This is a genomic window from Seonamhaeicola marinus (assembly GCF_008085455.1).
Genome location: NZ_VSDQ01000409.1, coordinates 486,813 through 504,081, shown reverse-complemented (window position 1 = coordinate 504,081; position 17,269 = coordinate 486,813). Strand labels below are relative to the sequence as shown.

The following is a 17,269-nucleotide window of genomic DNA, read 5'->3' as shown; positions in this document are numbered from 1 at the left end:
AGCGCTTATTTTTATAACGCTCCTTTAATAAAAGTTTTATCTTTGCCTCCTAAAAATTATAGTTAATGAACCTTCAAGAAACCTTATCAAGTCAAGTAAAACAAGCAGTTCTGGCATCGTTTAATGTAGAGATTGAATCTGTAGAATTTCAGGCAACCAGAAAAGAGTTTGCTGGAGATATTACTGTGGTTGTGTTTCCAATGTTAAGGTTTGTAAAAGGTAACCCAGTGCAGATAGGGACAATTATTGGCGAATATTTGGTAGAGCATGTTGAGAATGTAAAGGCTTTTAATGTCGTTAAGGGCTTTTTAAATATTGAAGTAAGCGATTCTTATTACATTAATTTCTTTAATGGAATTAAACAAGATGAAAACTACGGCTTTGTAAATCCAAATTCTGAAGATAAGGCGGTAATGGTAGAATACTCTTCCCCTAATACTAATAAGCCATTGCACCTAGGTCATATTAGAAATAATTTACTGGGATATAGTGTTTCGGAAATTTTAAAAGCTAGTGGAAAGAAAGTATACAAAACGCAGATTATTAATGATAGAGGGATTCATATTTGTAAAAGTATGTTGGCTTGGAAGCGTTTTGGAGAAGGAGAAACTCCGGAGAGTACCGGTTTAAAAGGAGATAAGTTAGTTGGTAATTATTATGTGAAATTTGACCAAGAATATAAGAAAGAAATATCAGGATTAATTACTGACGGGCAAAGTGAAGATGATGCCAAAAAGAATGCGCCACTTTTATTAGAAGCTCAAGAAATGTTACGTAAATGGGAATCTGGAGATGCGGAAACGGTTGCGTTATGGGAAACTATGAATGGTTGGGTTTATGATGGTTTTAATGAGACCTATAAAAATTTAGGTGTTGATTTTGATACTTTGTATTATGAGAGTAACACATATTTATTAGGCAAAGAATTTGTTGCAGAGGGCTTAAGCTCTGGAGTGTTTCATAAAGAAGATGATGGTTCTGTTTGGTGCGATTTAACCGAAGAAGGATTAGATAAAAAGATTGTACAACGTGCCGATGGTACCGCTGTGTACATGACGCAAGATATTGGTACGGCAATTCAACGTATTAAAGACTTTCCTGATGTTGGTGGTATGGTATACACGGTTGGGAATGAACAAGATTATCACTTTCAAGTACTGTTTCTAATATTGAAAAAACTTGGATTTGATTGGGCTAAAAATCTTTACCATTTAAGTTATGGTATGGTAGATTTACCTAGTGGAAAAATGAAAAGTAGAGAAGGTACTGTTGTTGATGCCGATGATTTAATAGATGAAATGGCTTCTACAGCTGAAGAAATCTCTAAGGAACTAGGTAAACTTGATGGTTATTCTGAAGAAGAGAAAAAAGATCTTTATAAAACCATTGGTCTTGGAGCGTTGAAATACTACATCCTAAAAGTAGATCCTAAAAAACGAATTTTATTTGATCCAAAAGAGTCAATTGACTTTCAGGGGAATTCTGGTCCGTTTATTCAAATGGCTTATGCAAGAGTACAGTCTATATTGAGAAAATCAAATTTTGATTTATCTATAGAGATAAATGGTATTCAATTACATACCAAAGAGAAAGAACTTCTAAAACAGTTGGAATTATTTCCAGAGGTGATTCAAAATGCTGCATCAAATCATAGTCCAGCATTAATTGCTAATTACACTTATGATTTGGTAAAGGAGTTTAATTCGTTCTATCAGAATGTTTCAATTTTAGGTGCAGATAACGAAAACGAAAAGATATTTAGAGTTCAGTTATCTAAATTGGTAGCAAATACCATTAAGAATGCTTTTGGTCTTTTAGGCATTAATGTTCCAGAAAGAATGTAATTGAATAAGTTATAAGAAAACAAAAAAAACCAGAGAATACATTTTCTCTGGTTTTTTTTATTTGTACAAAATTCTAATTGATTTCTACTCTATGGTAATGGTTGTTGATTCACTTGTACAACCTTCTGCATTTGCTATAACTTCAACAGAGCCTGTTTTATCTTTTACTTGTAGGATTAACAAGATTTTACCATTGTGTGTTGTACCTTTATTAGATTGGAATTTCTCTACACTATTTTTCCATCCGCTATCCACACCCAATAGTTTTGCTTCGCCATTAATAGTAAATGTTATTAGCTTATTATCGCTTCTAACAGGGTTTCCATTGTCATCAAATAATTCGGCTATTATGTGCACAACATCTTCGTTATTAGCCGTAATAACATTGCTATCTGCATTTAATTTAATCTTAGTTGCTTTTCTAGCAGTTATTAATTGAGACTCTATTGGCTGTCCATCTTTTGTTCCTTTGGCAACTAAAGTGCCTTCTGTATAAGGAATAGCCCATTTATAGATGTTACCAACGGTTTCCGTTAGTTTTTGTTTGCCTAAAGATTTACCGTTTAAGAATAATTCAATCTCATCACAATTAGAGTAAATTTCGGTTACAACAGTATCCCCTTCATTATAATTCCAATGTTCGTTTACATCTTGCCAGCGCCATAAGTAATGTTTCCATCCGTCTTTTTTCTTTTCAATTAGGTCATCACCTTTTAACTTGTAAAGGGACTTTTCAAGTGTTTGTGTAGCCATATGAATCATTGGTTCATCGGTCCATAAGGATTTCATCATGTAATAAGAGCCTTTAGGAAAACTGGCGGTGTTAATCATTCCCGAAGGTTGTACTCTAGTTGGCCAACTTTGTCTTATTTCACCCATATAATCGGCACCAGTCCATAAAAAAGTTCCCGAAATAAATGGTCTTTCCATAATAGCCTTCCATTCATGATATTGTGCCACGTTTTCGGTTCCCATTATTGGTTTTTCCGGATAGTTTTTATGTCCGTAATCATAAAGCACTCTTCTGTAACTATAACCAACAATATCTAAAGCATCTGAATACCCAGAAAGGTGACTAGAAGATGGTAAAATACAATTAGCTATTACAGGTCTTGTAGTGTCTATTTCTTTTGTCCACTTAGATAATTTTTGAGCCGTTTCACCAATATCATATTTCCCTCTTGGAAGGGTTTTCATAAGGTGTTTAATTTCTTCAATTGAATGCGGAGGTTCAGACCAAAAGTAATTTCCTTTCCAGCTCATATTATTGAAAAATCCTGTGGTCGCAGCATTTCTACGGTAAGTCCATTCAATTTCATTTCCAATACTCCATTGAATTATTGAAGGGTGGTTACGATGACTTAGCATAACATTAGTTAAATCTTTATGCGCCCATTCTTGAAAATGTTCGCCATAACCTCTAGTAATGTAGTCGGTACTTTTTTCTTCCCATTTATTGTATCTCTTATCCTTTGGGTTGTCCCATTCATCAAAAAATTCATCTTGCATTAACATTCCCATTTCGTCACAGACTTCTAATAACACTTTTGACGCAGGATTATGAGAACTTCTAATAGCATTACAACCACCATCTTTAAGAACTTGAAGTCTTCTCTTCCAAACGCCTTTAGGTACAGCAGCTCCAACTAATCCAACATCATGATGCAAACAAACTCCTTTAATTTTCATGTTTTCTCCATTCAAGAAAAAGCCTTCATTAGTGTCAAATTTTATACTTCTAACACCAAAACGTGTTTCATAAGTGTCAAAAACTTGGTCTGCTTTTTTAATTGTAGTTACGGAGGTGTAAAGCGACGGACTATCTATACCCCATAAACTCGGATTGTTTATTTCAAGATCTTGAGAAATGGTTTGTGTATTTTTGGTAGAAATTTCAATAGTTTTTGAAACACTAGCAACTTCTTTTTTGTCGGCATCAAGTATTACAGTTTTAACTTCTGCTTCATGGTTCTCTCCAAAAGCATTTTTAACAGAAACTTGAATGTTAACTTTAGCTTTTTCTTTAGAGACTTTTGGCGTAGTAACAAAAGTCCCCCAAACAGGTATGTGTAGTTTTTTATCGGTTATTAAAGCTACTTCTCTATAGATACCAGCACCGGAATACCAGCGGCTATCAGCATATCTAGAATGGTCTATTTGTACAGCAAGAACGTTGTTTTTACCGTCTTTATTTAAGTGTTCGGAAATTTCGAAGTAAAAAGGTGAATACCCATATGGATGAAATCCTAATTTATGGCCGTTAATAAAAATAGTTGCATTGTTATAAACACCATCAAACAATACGTAAACTAGTTCGTCTTCAGAAACTGCTTTATCAAATATTTTGGTGTAGTAACCATAACCTTCTCCTCTAATATAGCCTGTTGCCCAAGCATCTTTCCCTAGAGATTCATCAAACTCTCCTTCAACAACCCAATCATGTGGAAGGTTAACTTTTTTGTATTGGTTGTTTTGAATTTGATTAAAATCAATTGCTTTTTCGCTTAAAAAAAAGTTCCAATCTAAGTTGAAATTTTCTTGTGATTGTGTAGTTTCTACTTTGGCGCAGGATAACATTAAGAAGGCCATTAAGCCAACTAACATATGCTTTGTACTCATTTTGTAAATGTTTAGTCGTTTAGTACAAAGTTGGGGGTTTTAACCGTAATTTGAATGTATAGTGTCTATATTTTTACTAAACAAGCACTAAAAAATGAGTAATTAAATAGAAAAATGGAGTAATCTTTATTCAACACGGATGAAAATGACGCACAACGGTCTCAAGCATGAGTAGTAGTAGATTTTGAAACACTACTTTTTCGATACTACAATATACTTTAATAAAACGAAAAACGGTTCAAGTGGAAACTTGAACCGTTTTTGTCTATACGTAACTTGTACGTTCACTCTTTTTAATTTGGAGAATGAAGTCCGATTTTATTTCCCTCTGAGTCGTGGAAAATAGCAAAATACCCGCTTTCATCAGCATGTGGTGTTTTAGGAATAATTACTTTACCACCATGCATTTCTATTTTATCAAGAACAGGTTGCAGGTTATCTCCTGCATTTAAGTATATAGTAACACCGCTGGTAGAAGGTTCAAAACCCTCACCTTTCATAATTACACCTGTAACCATTTGGTCTTGGTATGGAAATAAGCCCATTTCCATTCCTGGAAAATCTAATCTTTCAATTTGTACGCCTAAAGTTTCCTTGTAGAAGTTAATGGCTCGTGAAATATCTGTTGCTGGAATCTCAAATATTGATACAAAGCTGTTCATATTATTATCGTTTTTGATTATTGTTTCTGTATTGGGATTTGATTCGGAAACAGAAACTTTTGTCTCTTTGTTTTTACACGATACAATGCCAAGGGTTAAGGCAATGATAGTAATAAGTAATGTGTCTTTCATTTTCTGCTTGTGGTTTATACAAGACAAAATTAGGAGTAGACAACTACTTGAAATTGTAAAAATGCGACACGCTAAATTATTTATAAAAAAGTGCAGAAAGGGCTAAGTTTTCGTCGTTAATGAATTCTTTTGGATTTACTCCAGTAAATTCTTTAAAGTCTTTTGTGAAATGTGCTTGGTCAAAATATTCGCTTTCATAAGCAATGTTGGTAAGGCTTTCAGACTTCGGATTAAGTAACATTTTTAAAGCGGTTTGTAATCTAATCACTTTTCCCAATTGTTTAGGGCTTAAGCCAATTTGCTTTTTAAAGTTTCTTTCAAGTTGTCTTCGCTTCGACAAGTCGTCTTTCAGAATTGAGTTTATTGAGGCGCTTCCTTTGGTGGATATTAGGGAGTCGACTGTGTTTTTTACAATTTTATCAATCGTTTTTTCGTCGTTAAGTCTTTGTAGAAAAAATTTTTCGATAATGCTTATACGTTGTTCCGTATTTTTAGCATTGATTATTTCGTGTTCTAAATTATTTGCAATGTCCTTTTTAAAAAGCAGGTCTATTGGTGTTTCTTTATTTGCCAAATTACCAATGGGTTCCGAAACAAAGTTGGCAAACCCAAAAGGATAAAATCGAATGGCAAATGAATTGACGTAGCCCGTTGGCTCAATATGAAATGGTTCGAGTATTTGTCCTAGTACCATTGCACGAGGTTGAAGTATGAATTCATCTTCTGAGGTAAACCGTTTAATATCATCTCCGAGAATAAAGGCCATTTCAATACACCCATCAGGAACAATTCTTTGTTTTTGCGATTCAGGTTGTTTCGGCACTTCTAAAGTCCAATAGCAATTAACAAGTGATTTTAAATCAGAATGTGGTTCATATGTTTGATAGTCCATTTCTTCGGTTGTTTTCTTGAGTAACGGTTCGTTTAAAATGCGTTTTTACACATTGTTGTGGTGTCGTTTTTTATTCATACTGTTCACATTCATTCAGCAAATCATTTTTCAATTCAGATGAATTCACGATTCTTGCTTCATTATTTTGGTTTGGAAAAACGGCAAGATTCAATTTGTTAGATTTATCCTTTTCTAACCAATTAATGAACTTATATAAGTCTTTTTTCTTCACGCTTTTTGATTTTTCTAATTTAATATGTTCTTGTGCAAAGTTTTTTTCAGGAAAAACTAATATGCATTCAATTCCGTTTATGTCCGAAGTACTCATTTGCCAAAATTTTTCGTAAATCAAATAGATTGTTTCAAAGTCAGCGACTTTACGAATTAGATAATCATAACGTTCAGCATTATTTAATTCAATTATATTCTGATATTTTTTTTCGTGCATTTTTTTAAATGAGAGCTAACGGTTAGTATAACCATCTTTTACTGATTAAAGTAGGCAAACTTTTCGGTTTGGCACTGACTTTAGCAATTCCGAGTGGATTAGTACATAGTCCAGTCTGTTGTAATTGCGATTATGCAGTATTGCCTGCTGGCTTTTCTTTTCGTTAAAATTCATTTCTAATTTGTCATTTCTGTTTTCAGGATTTCAAAATTCTTCTTAATTTCTTTCCTTACTTTGATTTCATTATAATCTTCTAAATAAATTTTTATGCAAGAGTTATTTGAGCAGTTAATCACAATGTTGTCTAGATTAATGTTTATTGAATCAACTTCATTTAAATCGCAAATTTCTTTTTCTAAACCTCTCGATTTGATATGAAATGTATTGTTCTTAAATTTTATAAAATCACCACTAATTAATTTAATTTTTTTCAAACTATTCACTAGAAGCACAGTTCCTATAATCGGTAGTAATATAACTTGTACTAAACCGAAATATGATGAGGTTGTAAATTGATATGGCCAATTAAAAGTAAAAATTTTAAATAGTCCAAATACAAGAACTGCAATAGCAATATATTTATTTCTCTCTACTTTTTTTAAACTATTTTCTGTATTAAATTCCATGTTTTCTTTCTGTTGTTCGCGGTTCGCGCGTGTATGGATAGTTGTTTGAGTATTCAACTAACTTACCGAAAATGAGACGAATTAGTGGAAAATCCTGCGGATTTTCAGAGTAGGCTAGAACCAAGTTGTTATTTTTATACTTTGTTAGTTGCAGTTTTTATTCAATTAATTTTAAAAGTTTCTTTTCAATAAATTCCTCAAAACTATCAGCACATTTTTCCATGTCATTTTCTCCTGATATTCCAGGATTCCAATAAAACACTTTTCCATAGTTTTTCGATTTAGAATTACAACATAAAACCCATTGGTCTCCAAGTCCAGCATCTCCTAATTGAATGTACGTCTTTATGAGTCCATACTTATCTTGACTTTCTTTTGTCAGTCCAACAAAATTTGCATGAACAGGTTCAGAATCGTTCGAGACATTTATTAAACCATTTAGCTCAAATGATTTTACAGATAGCGAGCCATAGATCAATAGATAATTTTTGAAACTTTCAGGCAATTGAATTTCCAAAATTTTTGAGGCATTATCTATTCTCTCAGCAGAGTTAGGTCCACTGGAATATACCTTAATTTCTTGTTTCTTCAATCTGTAGATTATATTTTCTAACATACTTTTTTCGAATTGCACTTAGCGGTTGCGGCTATGAGTAGTTGCTTAGGTTAACACTGAACTTTGCATATACATACCAAACTGAAAATCCACAAGGATTTTTAGAAGTAGGTGATAACAAGGAATTACTTATTGCCATTGTTGCCGGTAGTTTTTAATTCAGTCGTTTGTCAAATATTTTCTGTTCCTTATTTATTTCAAATCCGATTTTTTCGTAAAATCTATGACTCTCCTTTCTTATTACATTACATCTCACTCTGACTTTTTCATAATTCTTTAGTTTAGTCCATTCAATTACTCTATTCACTAATTTTTTTCCGATTCCGTTTTTTCGATAATCTTCACCAACTACTAAACCTCCTATCTCTACAAAAGAGTCTGACTCCACTCTAATTGAATAAAATCCGTGAATCCAACCAACTACCTTTTCATTTTCAATTGCAACATAAATACAATTATCGGAATGCCCTAAAATTTCTTTCAATCGATTTTGAATATCAGTATTTTCTGCCTTATAGCCCAATTGATTTGAAAGTTCTGTTATTGATTCCGAGTCTATTATTTCTGCATTTCTAATTATAATTTCCATTCTCTTAAATTACTGGCAATGGCTTCGTATACTCAAGTGTGGTTTTGTGTCCGAGGATTTTCTAAGGGAAAATAGGACACGAACAAATTGGTATGATGTTATGATTGAGGAATAAACTTACGCATTATTTTTACATGTTGTTAGTTTTGGTTATTTAATTTTCTCAAATTATCGATAATCCTTTTTATCGCGTAAACGACATTCTGAATATCTTTTCTGTCAAAAGTATCCTCCTCTAGGTAAAATAGCATTTCCACTCCCAAATCTAAATATTTTGTGAATTAGTCTGGAGATAGGGAACAGTTGTCAACCAATTTTGAAAAGTCTATTTCTTGTTTTTTCATTGAACTTGTCATATATGACATTAATATATGCAAATATAAATCTTTTATTGACTTGTCAAATATGGCAAGTATGAAAAAGTCGGAAGTTTTAAAAATTGTAGGTCAGAATATAAGAAGAATCAGACTTGAAAAAGGTCTAACCCAGGTGGATTTAGTCGGTAGAATAGAGGCGAGAATTGACACAACCAATATTTCGAGGATTGAGAAAGGAAGGACTAATGCTACTATTCATACTTTATTCAAAATAAGTCAAGCTTTGGAGGTTCCTTTGCCGGAAATATGTGACGTATACTTTTCTAAAAGAGAATAATTTTGATTCCTATTTTCCATTTTCACTTCAAATTTCCATTATTTGAATTTCAGGGTTATTTAAAATTCCTTTTTTTATAACGTTGTAAATTTTAGTAACAGTCTCTTTAGTTGGAATTTTTTTAAATAACTTCCTCTTGAATTCTTTCTTTGGGCTAATTGAAATTAAAAACTCATTTTTTTCTTCATCAATATTACCAGTAGATATATAAACACTAAACTTAAATTGGTCTAATCTTAATTCATAACTATAATCAGTAGAATACAAGTCGGCTACTTCAATATTTTCTTTAATCAAAAGTTCTTTAATAAACTCAGCAAGTCTTTTTCCGAATCTTCCTGGATTGATTTCTTCTTCTTCTCCAGGGTATGCTGGAAATAATTCAGACTTTATGTAGATTTCAGTTTCCATATTTTTTTAATTAAAGTTAATGGTTCGGCTATGAGTAGTTGCGTGGGTTAGTACTAAATTTTGCAAGTACACACCAAACTGAAAATCCGCAAGGATTTTCAGAAGTAGGCGAGAACAAGCAATTACTTATAGCCATTGTTAGCGTTAGTTATTCTTTTGGTTCAGAGAAATGATTTCCGTCTCCTAACCATTCTCTATTTAATCCAGTTAGTTTTATAAATTCCTTTTGCTCGTTTTCAGTTGCATAGTCAATTACAAATTGTTGTCCGCCGTCATCATAATAAGTGTATTTTCCATTGGTTTTCAATTCAGATGGTAGGTACGAAAATCTTTGAAAAAAAGAATCTGAAATGTAGCCAACTTTCTCTAATTTCCATTTTTTGTCAATTCCATTTACTTTAAAAACTATCCATTCGTAATTATCATTGTCTATTTGAATTGATATGTCAGAGTAATTAATTTCTCCGTTAGTAATTGCTCCCATTCGTTCCATAAACCAAATATATTGGTCGCTTGGGTCAATAAATTCAAGGTCAAACCAAATACATTTATCACTAAAATTAAATCCGGAAATTTTAGGATTTCTCCACCCAAAATAATAGTATAGTCTTGAAAATGGATTTTGTTCTATTTCTTGAAGCCTTTCTTTTCTAATTTCGTCCCAAACCGATTCCGCATATCCGTCAGTTAAAATTAATTCCCTTGTTACTCCTTCTGCAAATTCATAACCTAATGATTTAAAAACTGCAATTTGTTTCTCATAAGTTACCGGCTCAATTTTTATTTCAATTGCTGATTTCAAATCACTTTTTTTTGACTTGAATCCAAAAAGTCCTAATATTCCCATAAAAATCAATACTGCTAATTTTTTTTTCATTTTTGGTTCTAATTAACGCTAACGTAGATATATGATTACAAAGGTAATCATATATCTACTATATGCGTAATACGATGGTAAATCTTTTATGTAAGAAAAATTGTTGATGAGTATGTTTGTATGCTATGGTAATATTAGAGGTGGTACACAAATTTTCACCTGGATATCCCAGTCATTTCAGGGTAAATTCGTTAAAAGCCATAAGCTTTGTAAGCCTAAAGCTTAATCACCTTGTGAATCTCTTTTTTATCACCTAATACTTCAACAAAGTAAAGCCCGCTTCTCAAAGCAGTTAAGTTTACATCTGCTTTACCATCTGCCATAGTTACCGTATTTTCAGAAATATACAAGCCCGAAGAATTGTAAATTCTGTAGCTAACAGTTTCAGAAGTATTAATCCCCGATAGGTACGCTACATTTCTACATGGGTTAGGGTACAACAACCAATTTTTAGCATCTTCACCTGGTTCGTTATTAGAGGCTACACAACCTTTTGAGATATCGAATTCAGATTTTAAAATGTCGGCAATTTTCAAATTAGAAAAGCTGTCATTAGCCGTATAGTTAAAGAATGTATTGTCAATAATAGCATTATCAGCCCCTAAGAAATCTTGTAGTAACGAAGCAAAAGTTTGTCTGTAATCATATTGTACGGTCTGTATTTGCCAGTTATTGCCTTCTACAGCTTCAGATAAATTAGGGTTAATACCCGTCATACCACCTTCTACTGGTTTTCCAAATAGGAACATAGGTGCTATTTCACCATGGTCTGTACCAAGGTTTCCGTTTTCTGCAGCTTTTCTACCAAATTCAGAGAAGGTTACACCAACAACATCGCCACCTAAATTCTGACTTTCTAAGTCTAAAACGAAGGCTTCCATACTTTCAGATAGTTCTGTGAGTAATTCGTGGTGTCTACCAAGAACATCACCAGATTCTTGTACTTGAGCATTATGCGTATCAAAACCAGATATTCTTACCATGTAAATTTTAGAACCTAAATCGCCACTAATTAATCTGGCAACAGTTTTTAATTGGTCTGCCAAATCTGTATCTGGATAAGAAATATCGTTTCTACCTTTATCAAAAGCAACAGAAATAGCTTGTGCATAAGTATTGGTTAAGGCGCTAGTGTTTGTAATAAAGGCTAACTGATCTCCATAATCTGAATCTGGAATATTTGCAGGAGGTTCTCCTCCTAAACCACTAATTACATTATAAAAACCTGCTGGGTCTTGCCCTGTGATATTTAGGGAAAGTCCATGAGCTTCTTCAGCATGAAATCCTAAAGAGGTTTTATTAGAACCAATTTCTACAGCTAATGGGTAGTTTTCAACAATTAAATCTTCGTAATACTGCTCCATAAAGCGTCCCATCCAGCCCGTATCAGAACCGTTTAAAACACTATTACCATCATTTCCTGTAAAATATAAATCTGTAGATTTAAAATGACTTTTGTTTTGCGATGGATATCCAACACCATTTACAACACGCATTAATCCTTTGTCATATAATGATTTAAATCCAGAAAGTGCTGGGTTTAAACCTACTTGTTGTTCGTCGGGTAGTGTGCCATCTAGGGTTATGTATTTGTTTATTCCTGTTTCTGGAACTTTTATAGTGGGTCTTAAATTGCTATAAGCGTCGTATTGATTTAAAGGCACTAATGTGTTTAATCCATCGTTAGCTCCGGCTAAATTAATAAGCACTAGTTTTCTGCCCGATATATCCGGGCATTCAAAAGGAATAAATGATTTTAAAGCAGCTTGAACTTGAAAAGGTGTTAATCCAATTACTGAAGCAGTTGCCGATAGTTTTATAAAATTTCTTCTTTTCATCTTTGTAGCTTTTACATTAATTGGAATTCTGCTGCATTTACTAATGCAATTATTAAAGCATCTAATCTTGTCTTAACTGTGTTTTTATCGTTCTGGCTATGTGTGTTTATGTATTGTAACCAAGCACCGGTCCAGTAATAATCATCAGAATCTTCAATTAAAAACGTTTTAAAGTAATCGGTTCTGTCGGTATCGATACTTTCTGGGAACAACAAATCTGTTAAACTTGCAATTAGCAAATTAGGATCTCTGGCATCATTAGCATCAATTTTGTTTTCTACAAATAAGACCGTATCTAATTCTGCATAATTATTATTTTGGGTTAGTATGCCAGCTACTAAAATGTATCTGCCAATAATGGTGTTTGAAGAAAACCAGTTTCGGTCAAACCCTGGTTCTTGATAATACGCTGGATAACCGGCCACAGAGTCTGGGTTAAAGAAATCCATTCCTGCAGGTTGGAAGAATCCACCTGTAATAAACCAGTGGAAAAAATTGCGATAGAAAAACAATTGTTCTGTTTCAGGATCTGGATATTGAATATCGAACATTGAAAATACTTCGCAAAGTAGTTGTAACGGACTTTTTATGATTGCTCCTATGGTGTGGTCTGTAGGGTCACTATCATCTGCATCATAAAAATGTTCACTTGCTAATAAGGTGGTTACGACAGGGAGTACCTCATAATCGTTGTCTATTAAAATTTGAGCCAAAGGTTCTATAATATCGGTTTCCGCTTCGGCTGAAATTTTACTTTTAACAAAGTACTTATATAACCTTCGGCAATACGCCTTAGCGGTTTCTTCTTGCGCAAAGACCATTTCAACAAAATCATCAAGCTCATCGAACATTGTCGCTGCCGTATCTCTACCAGTAATCACCTGATTGTTAAATGCACTAGAGAAAGTCTTGTCATTAGTATCATGCTGACCTATTGCTGCATACCCCATTGGTAAATTGGTGTCTGGATCTACATTTCCATTTCTATCCCATTGCTTTTTGAATCCAGATAACACTTTAGCCGCTTGCTGTATGTCTATTTCCGTGTAATTGGTATAGTTACCGTCTCCAATTTGTTCACCCTTTAAAATTGTAAAAAGCTCCAGATATTCTCTTGAGTAGTTTTCGTTCGGGTTATTCTTGTTATTCTGAGTATTGTCTAGATAATCTAACATGGCATTATCTAGATTTATTTTTTTTGCTAAAGTTTTAATATTTCCTAAAGCGTAAAAATCTAATAATTTTAAGTAGTCATAAAAGAAAGGTGATAAACCTGCACCGTCATCTTTTGCTACCGTAAAGCAGGTATGAAAAAAGAACGATAGTTTATATTTTAAACTAACTTTATTATAAGCATTATACCACCACCATGCAGCTATATAAGCACGTTTTCTAAACTGACCATCAAATGTATTAGGGTGCTCTGGAGATGAAATCCAATAGCCATCTGGTGCTTCCATTGGAAGTGGATCATAAGGTTCTGCTAAAGTATAGGCAACATCGGCTGTTAAACTGTTAACAGCATCTGTTGCAGACATGCCTACAAAAGTGTCTAATTGTTCTTTTGTATAATTAAAAGTAGCGCGTCTAAGCAAATGTTTAGCTTTCCTTAAGTCTAAACTTGAGCCAAGCGGGTTTAGTGATGCCATACCTGATATTTTTTGGTCAATTTAATTATTAATACGCTTAAATCCTGAGCGTTGGATCTAAAATCGCCGAAATAAAGTCAATAATATCGATTAAGTGTAAATTGACTTTAAAAATGAACTCTTAAACTTACATTTGGAGTTAGTCCCAGCGATTCATTTTTAATAAGCGTTGCTTCATTATCAATTAATGTATAGTACTGATTAATAATGTTTTTTCTGTTTAAAATATTCCAAATAGAAGCGCCAAGAGTTGCTTTTGTTGTTCTTGAGAGGTATAAGGAATAAGTTGCGGAACAATCTGCCCTTAAATAGTCATCTAAATTAGAACTATTTGGACTTTCATAGGTTATTACGGTATCGTTTTGAATCTCTTCTTGAGTGCCAAATGTTGTGGGTTTTCCAGAATTCCAATTAAAACCTAAGGCTAATTTTAAATCATTAAATGTATAGGTGCCTGCAAAAGTAATGGCATGCCTTATGTCTGTATTGTTTGGGAATTTTTTTCCTTCGTTTAATTCCGGAAAAAGGTAATTATTGGTACTATAGGAATATGAAATCCAGGTGCTAACAACATCATCAAACTGTTTGTTTAACAAAACATCAATACCCTTAATTTCATAGCTGCCTATATGATTTACAAATTGAAATTGGTTCTGAAACCCTTGACTCCTGGTGGTAATTCCATCAACCTTTTTAATATAAGCTTCAGCACTTAGTAATAATTTGTTTTTACTATAATGTAAACCTGTTGATAGTTGCTTACTTTTTAAAATTGGAACTGGGTTTATGGTTTGATTACCATCTACGATAACTTCTGTGTTATTATTAGAAAGTACCCAACGGCGTTTTTCAATGCCTAAGAAGTCATTTTGTAAATCTATGGTTTGCGATGTTGTTTGGCTTTTAAGTTCTCCTAAAACTTCAAACCTAAAATTGTTAAGGAACCGCTGACTAAAACTAAGCCTTGGTTCAACAAAGAACATCCCAAATTTCTCAATATAATTTAGCCTAGCTCCCGTTTTTAATTTAGTTTTAGCATTATATGATAATAGTGATGTTTCGGCATAAAGCGCATGACTTTTAAGTACGTTTTTAATGTAACTTTTAAAACCTGGGTTGTTAACGTCTGCCAAATTACTAATACCAACTTCCGAAAATTGATACCCACTATTTAACTTAAACTGGTGGTTGTGTTTGTAATTAACATCAAGTTTGGCGGCACGATCATTTACTCTATTTTCTTGAATTAAACGCTGATTATTAAAAACATCATGATTGGTAGCATCTAAATCGTAATTCGACGCATAGAATTGTGCCGTTGTTGTAAGCTGATCTGTCCAATCTCTGGTGTAGGTTAGCCCTACAGATAGGTTTTGTTGCGATAGGTTACTATTTAAGGCTTCGGTTACGTCATTAACCCGAGACTGTTCATCGTAATTAAAATTATTATTTATGTGTAAAAAGTTAACTCTAATTTTATCTCTATCCGCTACATCATATAGAAACTTTGCAGTAACATCATAAAAGTAGAAGGTTTCATTTTGTGATATGGAATTGCTGTAAAAATCTGAGTCTTCAAAAACACGTTTAAAATATTGATTGTAGGTTGAGGTTTCTACTAAATCTGTTACAGATCTGCGGGTAGATAACTGTAATTCTGTATTATGAGATAACGGTACTTTTGCAAATCCATCAGCATTAATAAAGTTTAGTCCTAAGCCAGCCTTAAACTCATTATCAATCTCATTAGGTAATTGCATATCTATAATACTAGATATACCATCGCCGTACTTAGCGCTTGTACCATTTTTATATACATTAATTTTCTTAGTAATATAGGGGTTGAAAGCCGATATTAAACCAAAGAAATGTCCGGATTGATACATTTTTATGCCATCCCAAAGCAGTAAGTTTTGATCATGGGTGCCTCCTCTTACATTAATGTTAGATACAGTTTCGTCTGTACTTAATACACCAGGTAAGGCTTGAATGGTTTGTAAAACATCTGGTTCTATTAACCCCGGAAGAATACCAAATGCCTCGGGTTTTATAGTTACGGAACCATCATTTAATTTTGTTAAACCTGTAGTAAGGTAATTGCTAACAATAACTTCATCTAGTTGTTGAACTCTAAAACTATTGCGCTTTTTTTTTACTGGTTTAACCACCACAAACCTATTGTCTAAAACTTCAAAGTCTAGCTTGGTTTCTTTTTTTAGAAACCGCAATGCGTCTTGTAATGATATGTCTTTATTAGGCATCATAGCTTTTTTATCTTTTACAGTTTTATCTGCATAAGAAAAGCTAATATTATACCTATTTTCCAAGGTTGTTAAAATTGAAGCAAGCGTTAGCTTTTCTTTTTGAATAGTTTGTGCTTTTACAACAGGCGTTTTCAAAAAAAAGAATACAACAAAAAGAAAAAGAATGCCTTTTCTATTCACGCTTTAAAATTATAGTATCGTTAGATTTACTATACGTTAATTGTAAAGGTAAGGTAATAGATTTTAATGCAACATCAATACTGTCATGCGTAAAATTACCTGTAAATAGTTCGTTAGAATCAATACCAACAAGTGTAATGTCTACATTATATTGTCTTTCAAATTCGGCAATAACTTGTCTGTAAGGTAAACTTTTAAATTCACTTTCGTTACTTAACCACGAAGGCGCTGGGGCATTTTCTTTTAGTTTAGCAATTTTTTTCCCATCAATAATTAAAAAACTGTCGCCAGGTTTTAATTTAGTTTCTTGAGATTGAAAAGTAACACCTACCAAACCTTCGTAGCAAATAACCTCAAAATAATTGTCCCTTTGTTTTACATTAAATTGAGTGCCATAAACCGTTACGGTTCCTGTTTCTGTTATAACGTTAAAAGAAGAACCTTTGGCAACTTTAAAAAAGGCTTCGCCTTTAAGTTCTACTTCTCTGTTGTTTTTCCAAGAGCTTTTATTAAATACTAGTTCAGATTGTGCATTTAAAGATACTGAAGACGCATCTGGTAACTCAAATGAGGTCTTTTGAGCCATTTCTGTTGTAAACGTAGTATCTATAGTTGTTGTGTAATAATAAAGGCTAAAGCAAATGGCAAGAATAGCAGCTACGCGCATAAATGGTTTTATCCAGTGCGTTTTCTTCTCTTTAGTAGATTTAATGGTAGATAATACACTCTTAAGCTCATTATTAGCATCATATTCTGGCGCTTTAAAAGCCTGTAAGTTGGTATTTAACTTAACCAAATCATCATAGTCTTCAAGATTCTTAAAAGCTTGAAGCTCCTGATCATTTAGATCGTTATTTAACCATTTTAATATTAAAGTTTCTTTGTCCATTTTTCCTCTATTCAATTATATAACAATTAACTTTTATTTTTTCCTACCCTAATTTTTAAAAAAAATCAAAAAATAAATT

The 17,269-nt window shown here is 32.9% G+C and carries 15 protein-coding genes; 2 read left to right on the top strand and 13 right to left on the bottom strand.

Features of this window, described 5'->3' with window-relative positions; genetic code table 11:
* Nucleotides 1-65: 65 nt before the first annotated feature.
* Nucleotides 66-1,844, top strand: coding sequence for an arginine--tRNA ligase (argS, locus tag FUA24_RS07250; protein WP_148541034.1), 1,779 nt, complete (start codon nucleotides 66-68; stop codon nucleotides 1,842-1,844).
* An 84-nt stretch (nucleotides 1,845-1,928) separates the two neighbouring features.
* Here the strand turns inward: argS and FUA24_RS07245 are convergent, their stop codons facing one another.
* The 7 genes from FUA24_RS07245 to FUA24_RS07215 form a co-directional block, all read right to left on the bottom strand.
* Complete coding sequence (locus FUA24_RS07245) at nucleotides 1,929-4,463, bottom strand: glycoside hydrolase family 2 TIM barrel-domain containing protein (RefSeq protein ID WP_148541032.1); 2,535 nt, start codon at nucleotides 4,461-4,463, stop codon at nucleotides 1,929-1,931.
* A gap of 293 nt (nucleotides 4,464-4,756) precedes the next feature.
* Nucleotides 4,757-5,257, bottom strand: a complete 501-nt coding sequence (locus tag FUA24_RS07240; RefSeq protein ID WP_148541029.1) for a VOC family protein — start codon at nucleotides 5,255-5,257, stop codon at nucleotides 4,757-4,759.
* 76 nt (nucleotides 5,258-5,333) lie between these two features.
* Nucleotides 5,334-6,149 carry an AraC family transcriptional regulator gene (locus FUA24_RS07235; protein ID WP_148541027.1) on the bottom strand — a complete coding sequence of 272 codons (816 nt, stop codon included), beginning with the start codon at nucleotides 6,147-6,149 and terminating at the stop codon, nucleotides 5,334-5,336.
* A 70-nt stretch (nucleotides 6,150-6,219) separates the two neighbouring features.
* On the bottom strand, nucleotides 6,220-6,597 hold the full coding sequence (locus FUA24_RS07230; RefSeq protein ID WP_148541025.1) for a DUF2750 domain-containing protein: 378 nt from the start codon (nucleotides 6,595-6,597) through the stop codon (nucleotides 6,220-6,222).
* A 176-nt stretch (nucleotides 6,598-6,773) separates the two neighbouring features.
* Nucleotides 6,774-7,223 (bottom strand): hypothetical protein, encoded by a 450-nt coding sequence (locus FUA24_RS07225; protein ID WP_148541023.1) that lies wholly within the window; start codon nucleotides 7,221-7,223, stop codon nucleotides 6,774-6,776.
* Between the two features lie 157 nt (nucleotides 7,224-7,380).
* Nucleotides 7,381-7,839: an SMI1/KNR4 family protein gene (locus FUA24_RS07220; protein WP_262713602.1), complete on the bottom strand. Its 459-nt coding sequence runs from the start codon at nucleotides 7,837-7,839 to the stop codon at nucleotides 7,381-7,383.
* Between the two features lie 154 nt (nucleotides 7,840-7,993).
* Entirely contained in the window at nucleotides 7,994-8,428 is a 435-nt protein-coding gene (locus FUA24_RS07215; RefSeq protein WP_148541019.1) for a GNAT family N-acetyltransferase, read from the bottom strand.
* A 414-nt stretch (nucleotides 8,429-8,842) separates the two neighbouring features.
* Here FUA24_RS07215 and FUA24_RS07210 point away from each other — a divergent pair, with 414 nt between their 5' ends.
* The gene (locus FUA24_RS07210) at nucleotides 8,843-9,082 is read left to right on the top strand and encodes a helix-turn-helix domain-containing protein (protein WP_148541017.1); all 240 of its coding nucleotides are present in this window, start codon (nucleotides 8,843-8,845) and stop codon (nucleotides 9,080-9,082) included.
* A gap of 27 nt (nucleotides 9,083-9,109) precedes the next feature.
* On the opposite strand, the gene FUA24_RS07205 is transcribed toward FUA24_RS07210, so the two are convergent.
* From FUA24_RS07205 to FUA24_RS07180, 6 genes are all read right to left on the bottom strand, one after another.
* A complete protein-coding gene (locus tag FUA24_RS07205; RefSeq protein ID WP_148541015.1) occupies nucleotides 9,110-9,493 on the bottom strand; it encodes a hypothetical protein in 384 nt (127 codons plus the stop codon).
* 148 nt (nucleotides 9,494-9,641) lie between these two features.
* Nucleotides 9,642-10,370, bottom strand: coding sequence for a hypothetical protein (locus tag FUA24_RS07200; RefSeq protein WP_148541012.1), 729 nt, complete (start codon nucleotides 10,368-10,370; stop codon nucleotides 9,642-9,644).
* A 215-nt stretch (nucleotides 10,371-10,585) separates the two neighbouring features.
* Nucleotides 10,586-12,208, bottom strand: coding sequence for a DUF1501 domain-containing protein (locus FUA24_RS07195; protein ID WP_148541010.1), 1,623 nt, complete (start codon nucleotides 12,206-12,208; stop codon nucleotides 10,586-10,588).
* Nucleotides 12,209-12,219: 11 nt separating this feature from the next.
* On the bottom strand, nucleotides 12,220-13,857 hold the full coding sequence (locus tag FUA24_RS07190; protein ID WP_148541008.1) for a DUF1800 family protein: 1,638 nt from the start codon (nucleotides 13,855-13,857) through the stop codon (nucleotides 12,220-12,222).
* 107 nt (nucleotides 13,858-13,964) lie between these two features.
* Nucleotides 13,965-16,301 carry a TonB-dependent receptor plug domain-containing protein gene (locus tag FUA24_RS07185; protein ID WP_246146973.1) on the bottom strand — a complete coding sequence of 779 codons (2,337 nt, stop codon included), beginning with the start codon at nucleotides 16,299-16,301 and terminating at the stop codon, nucleotides 13,965-13,967.
* On the bottom strand, nucleotides 16,294-17,190 hold the full coding sequence (locus FUA24_RS07180; protein WP_148541006.1) for a FecR family protein: 897 nt from the start codon (nucleotides 17,188-17,190) through the stop codon (nucleotides 16,294-16,296). The genes FUA24_RS07185 and FUA24_RS07180 overlap by 8 nt, the downstream gene beginning before the upstream one ends.
* Nucleotides 17,191-17,269: the final 79 nt, after the last annotated feature.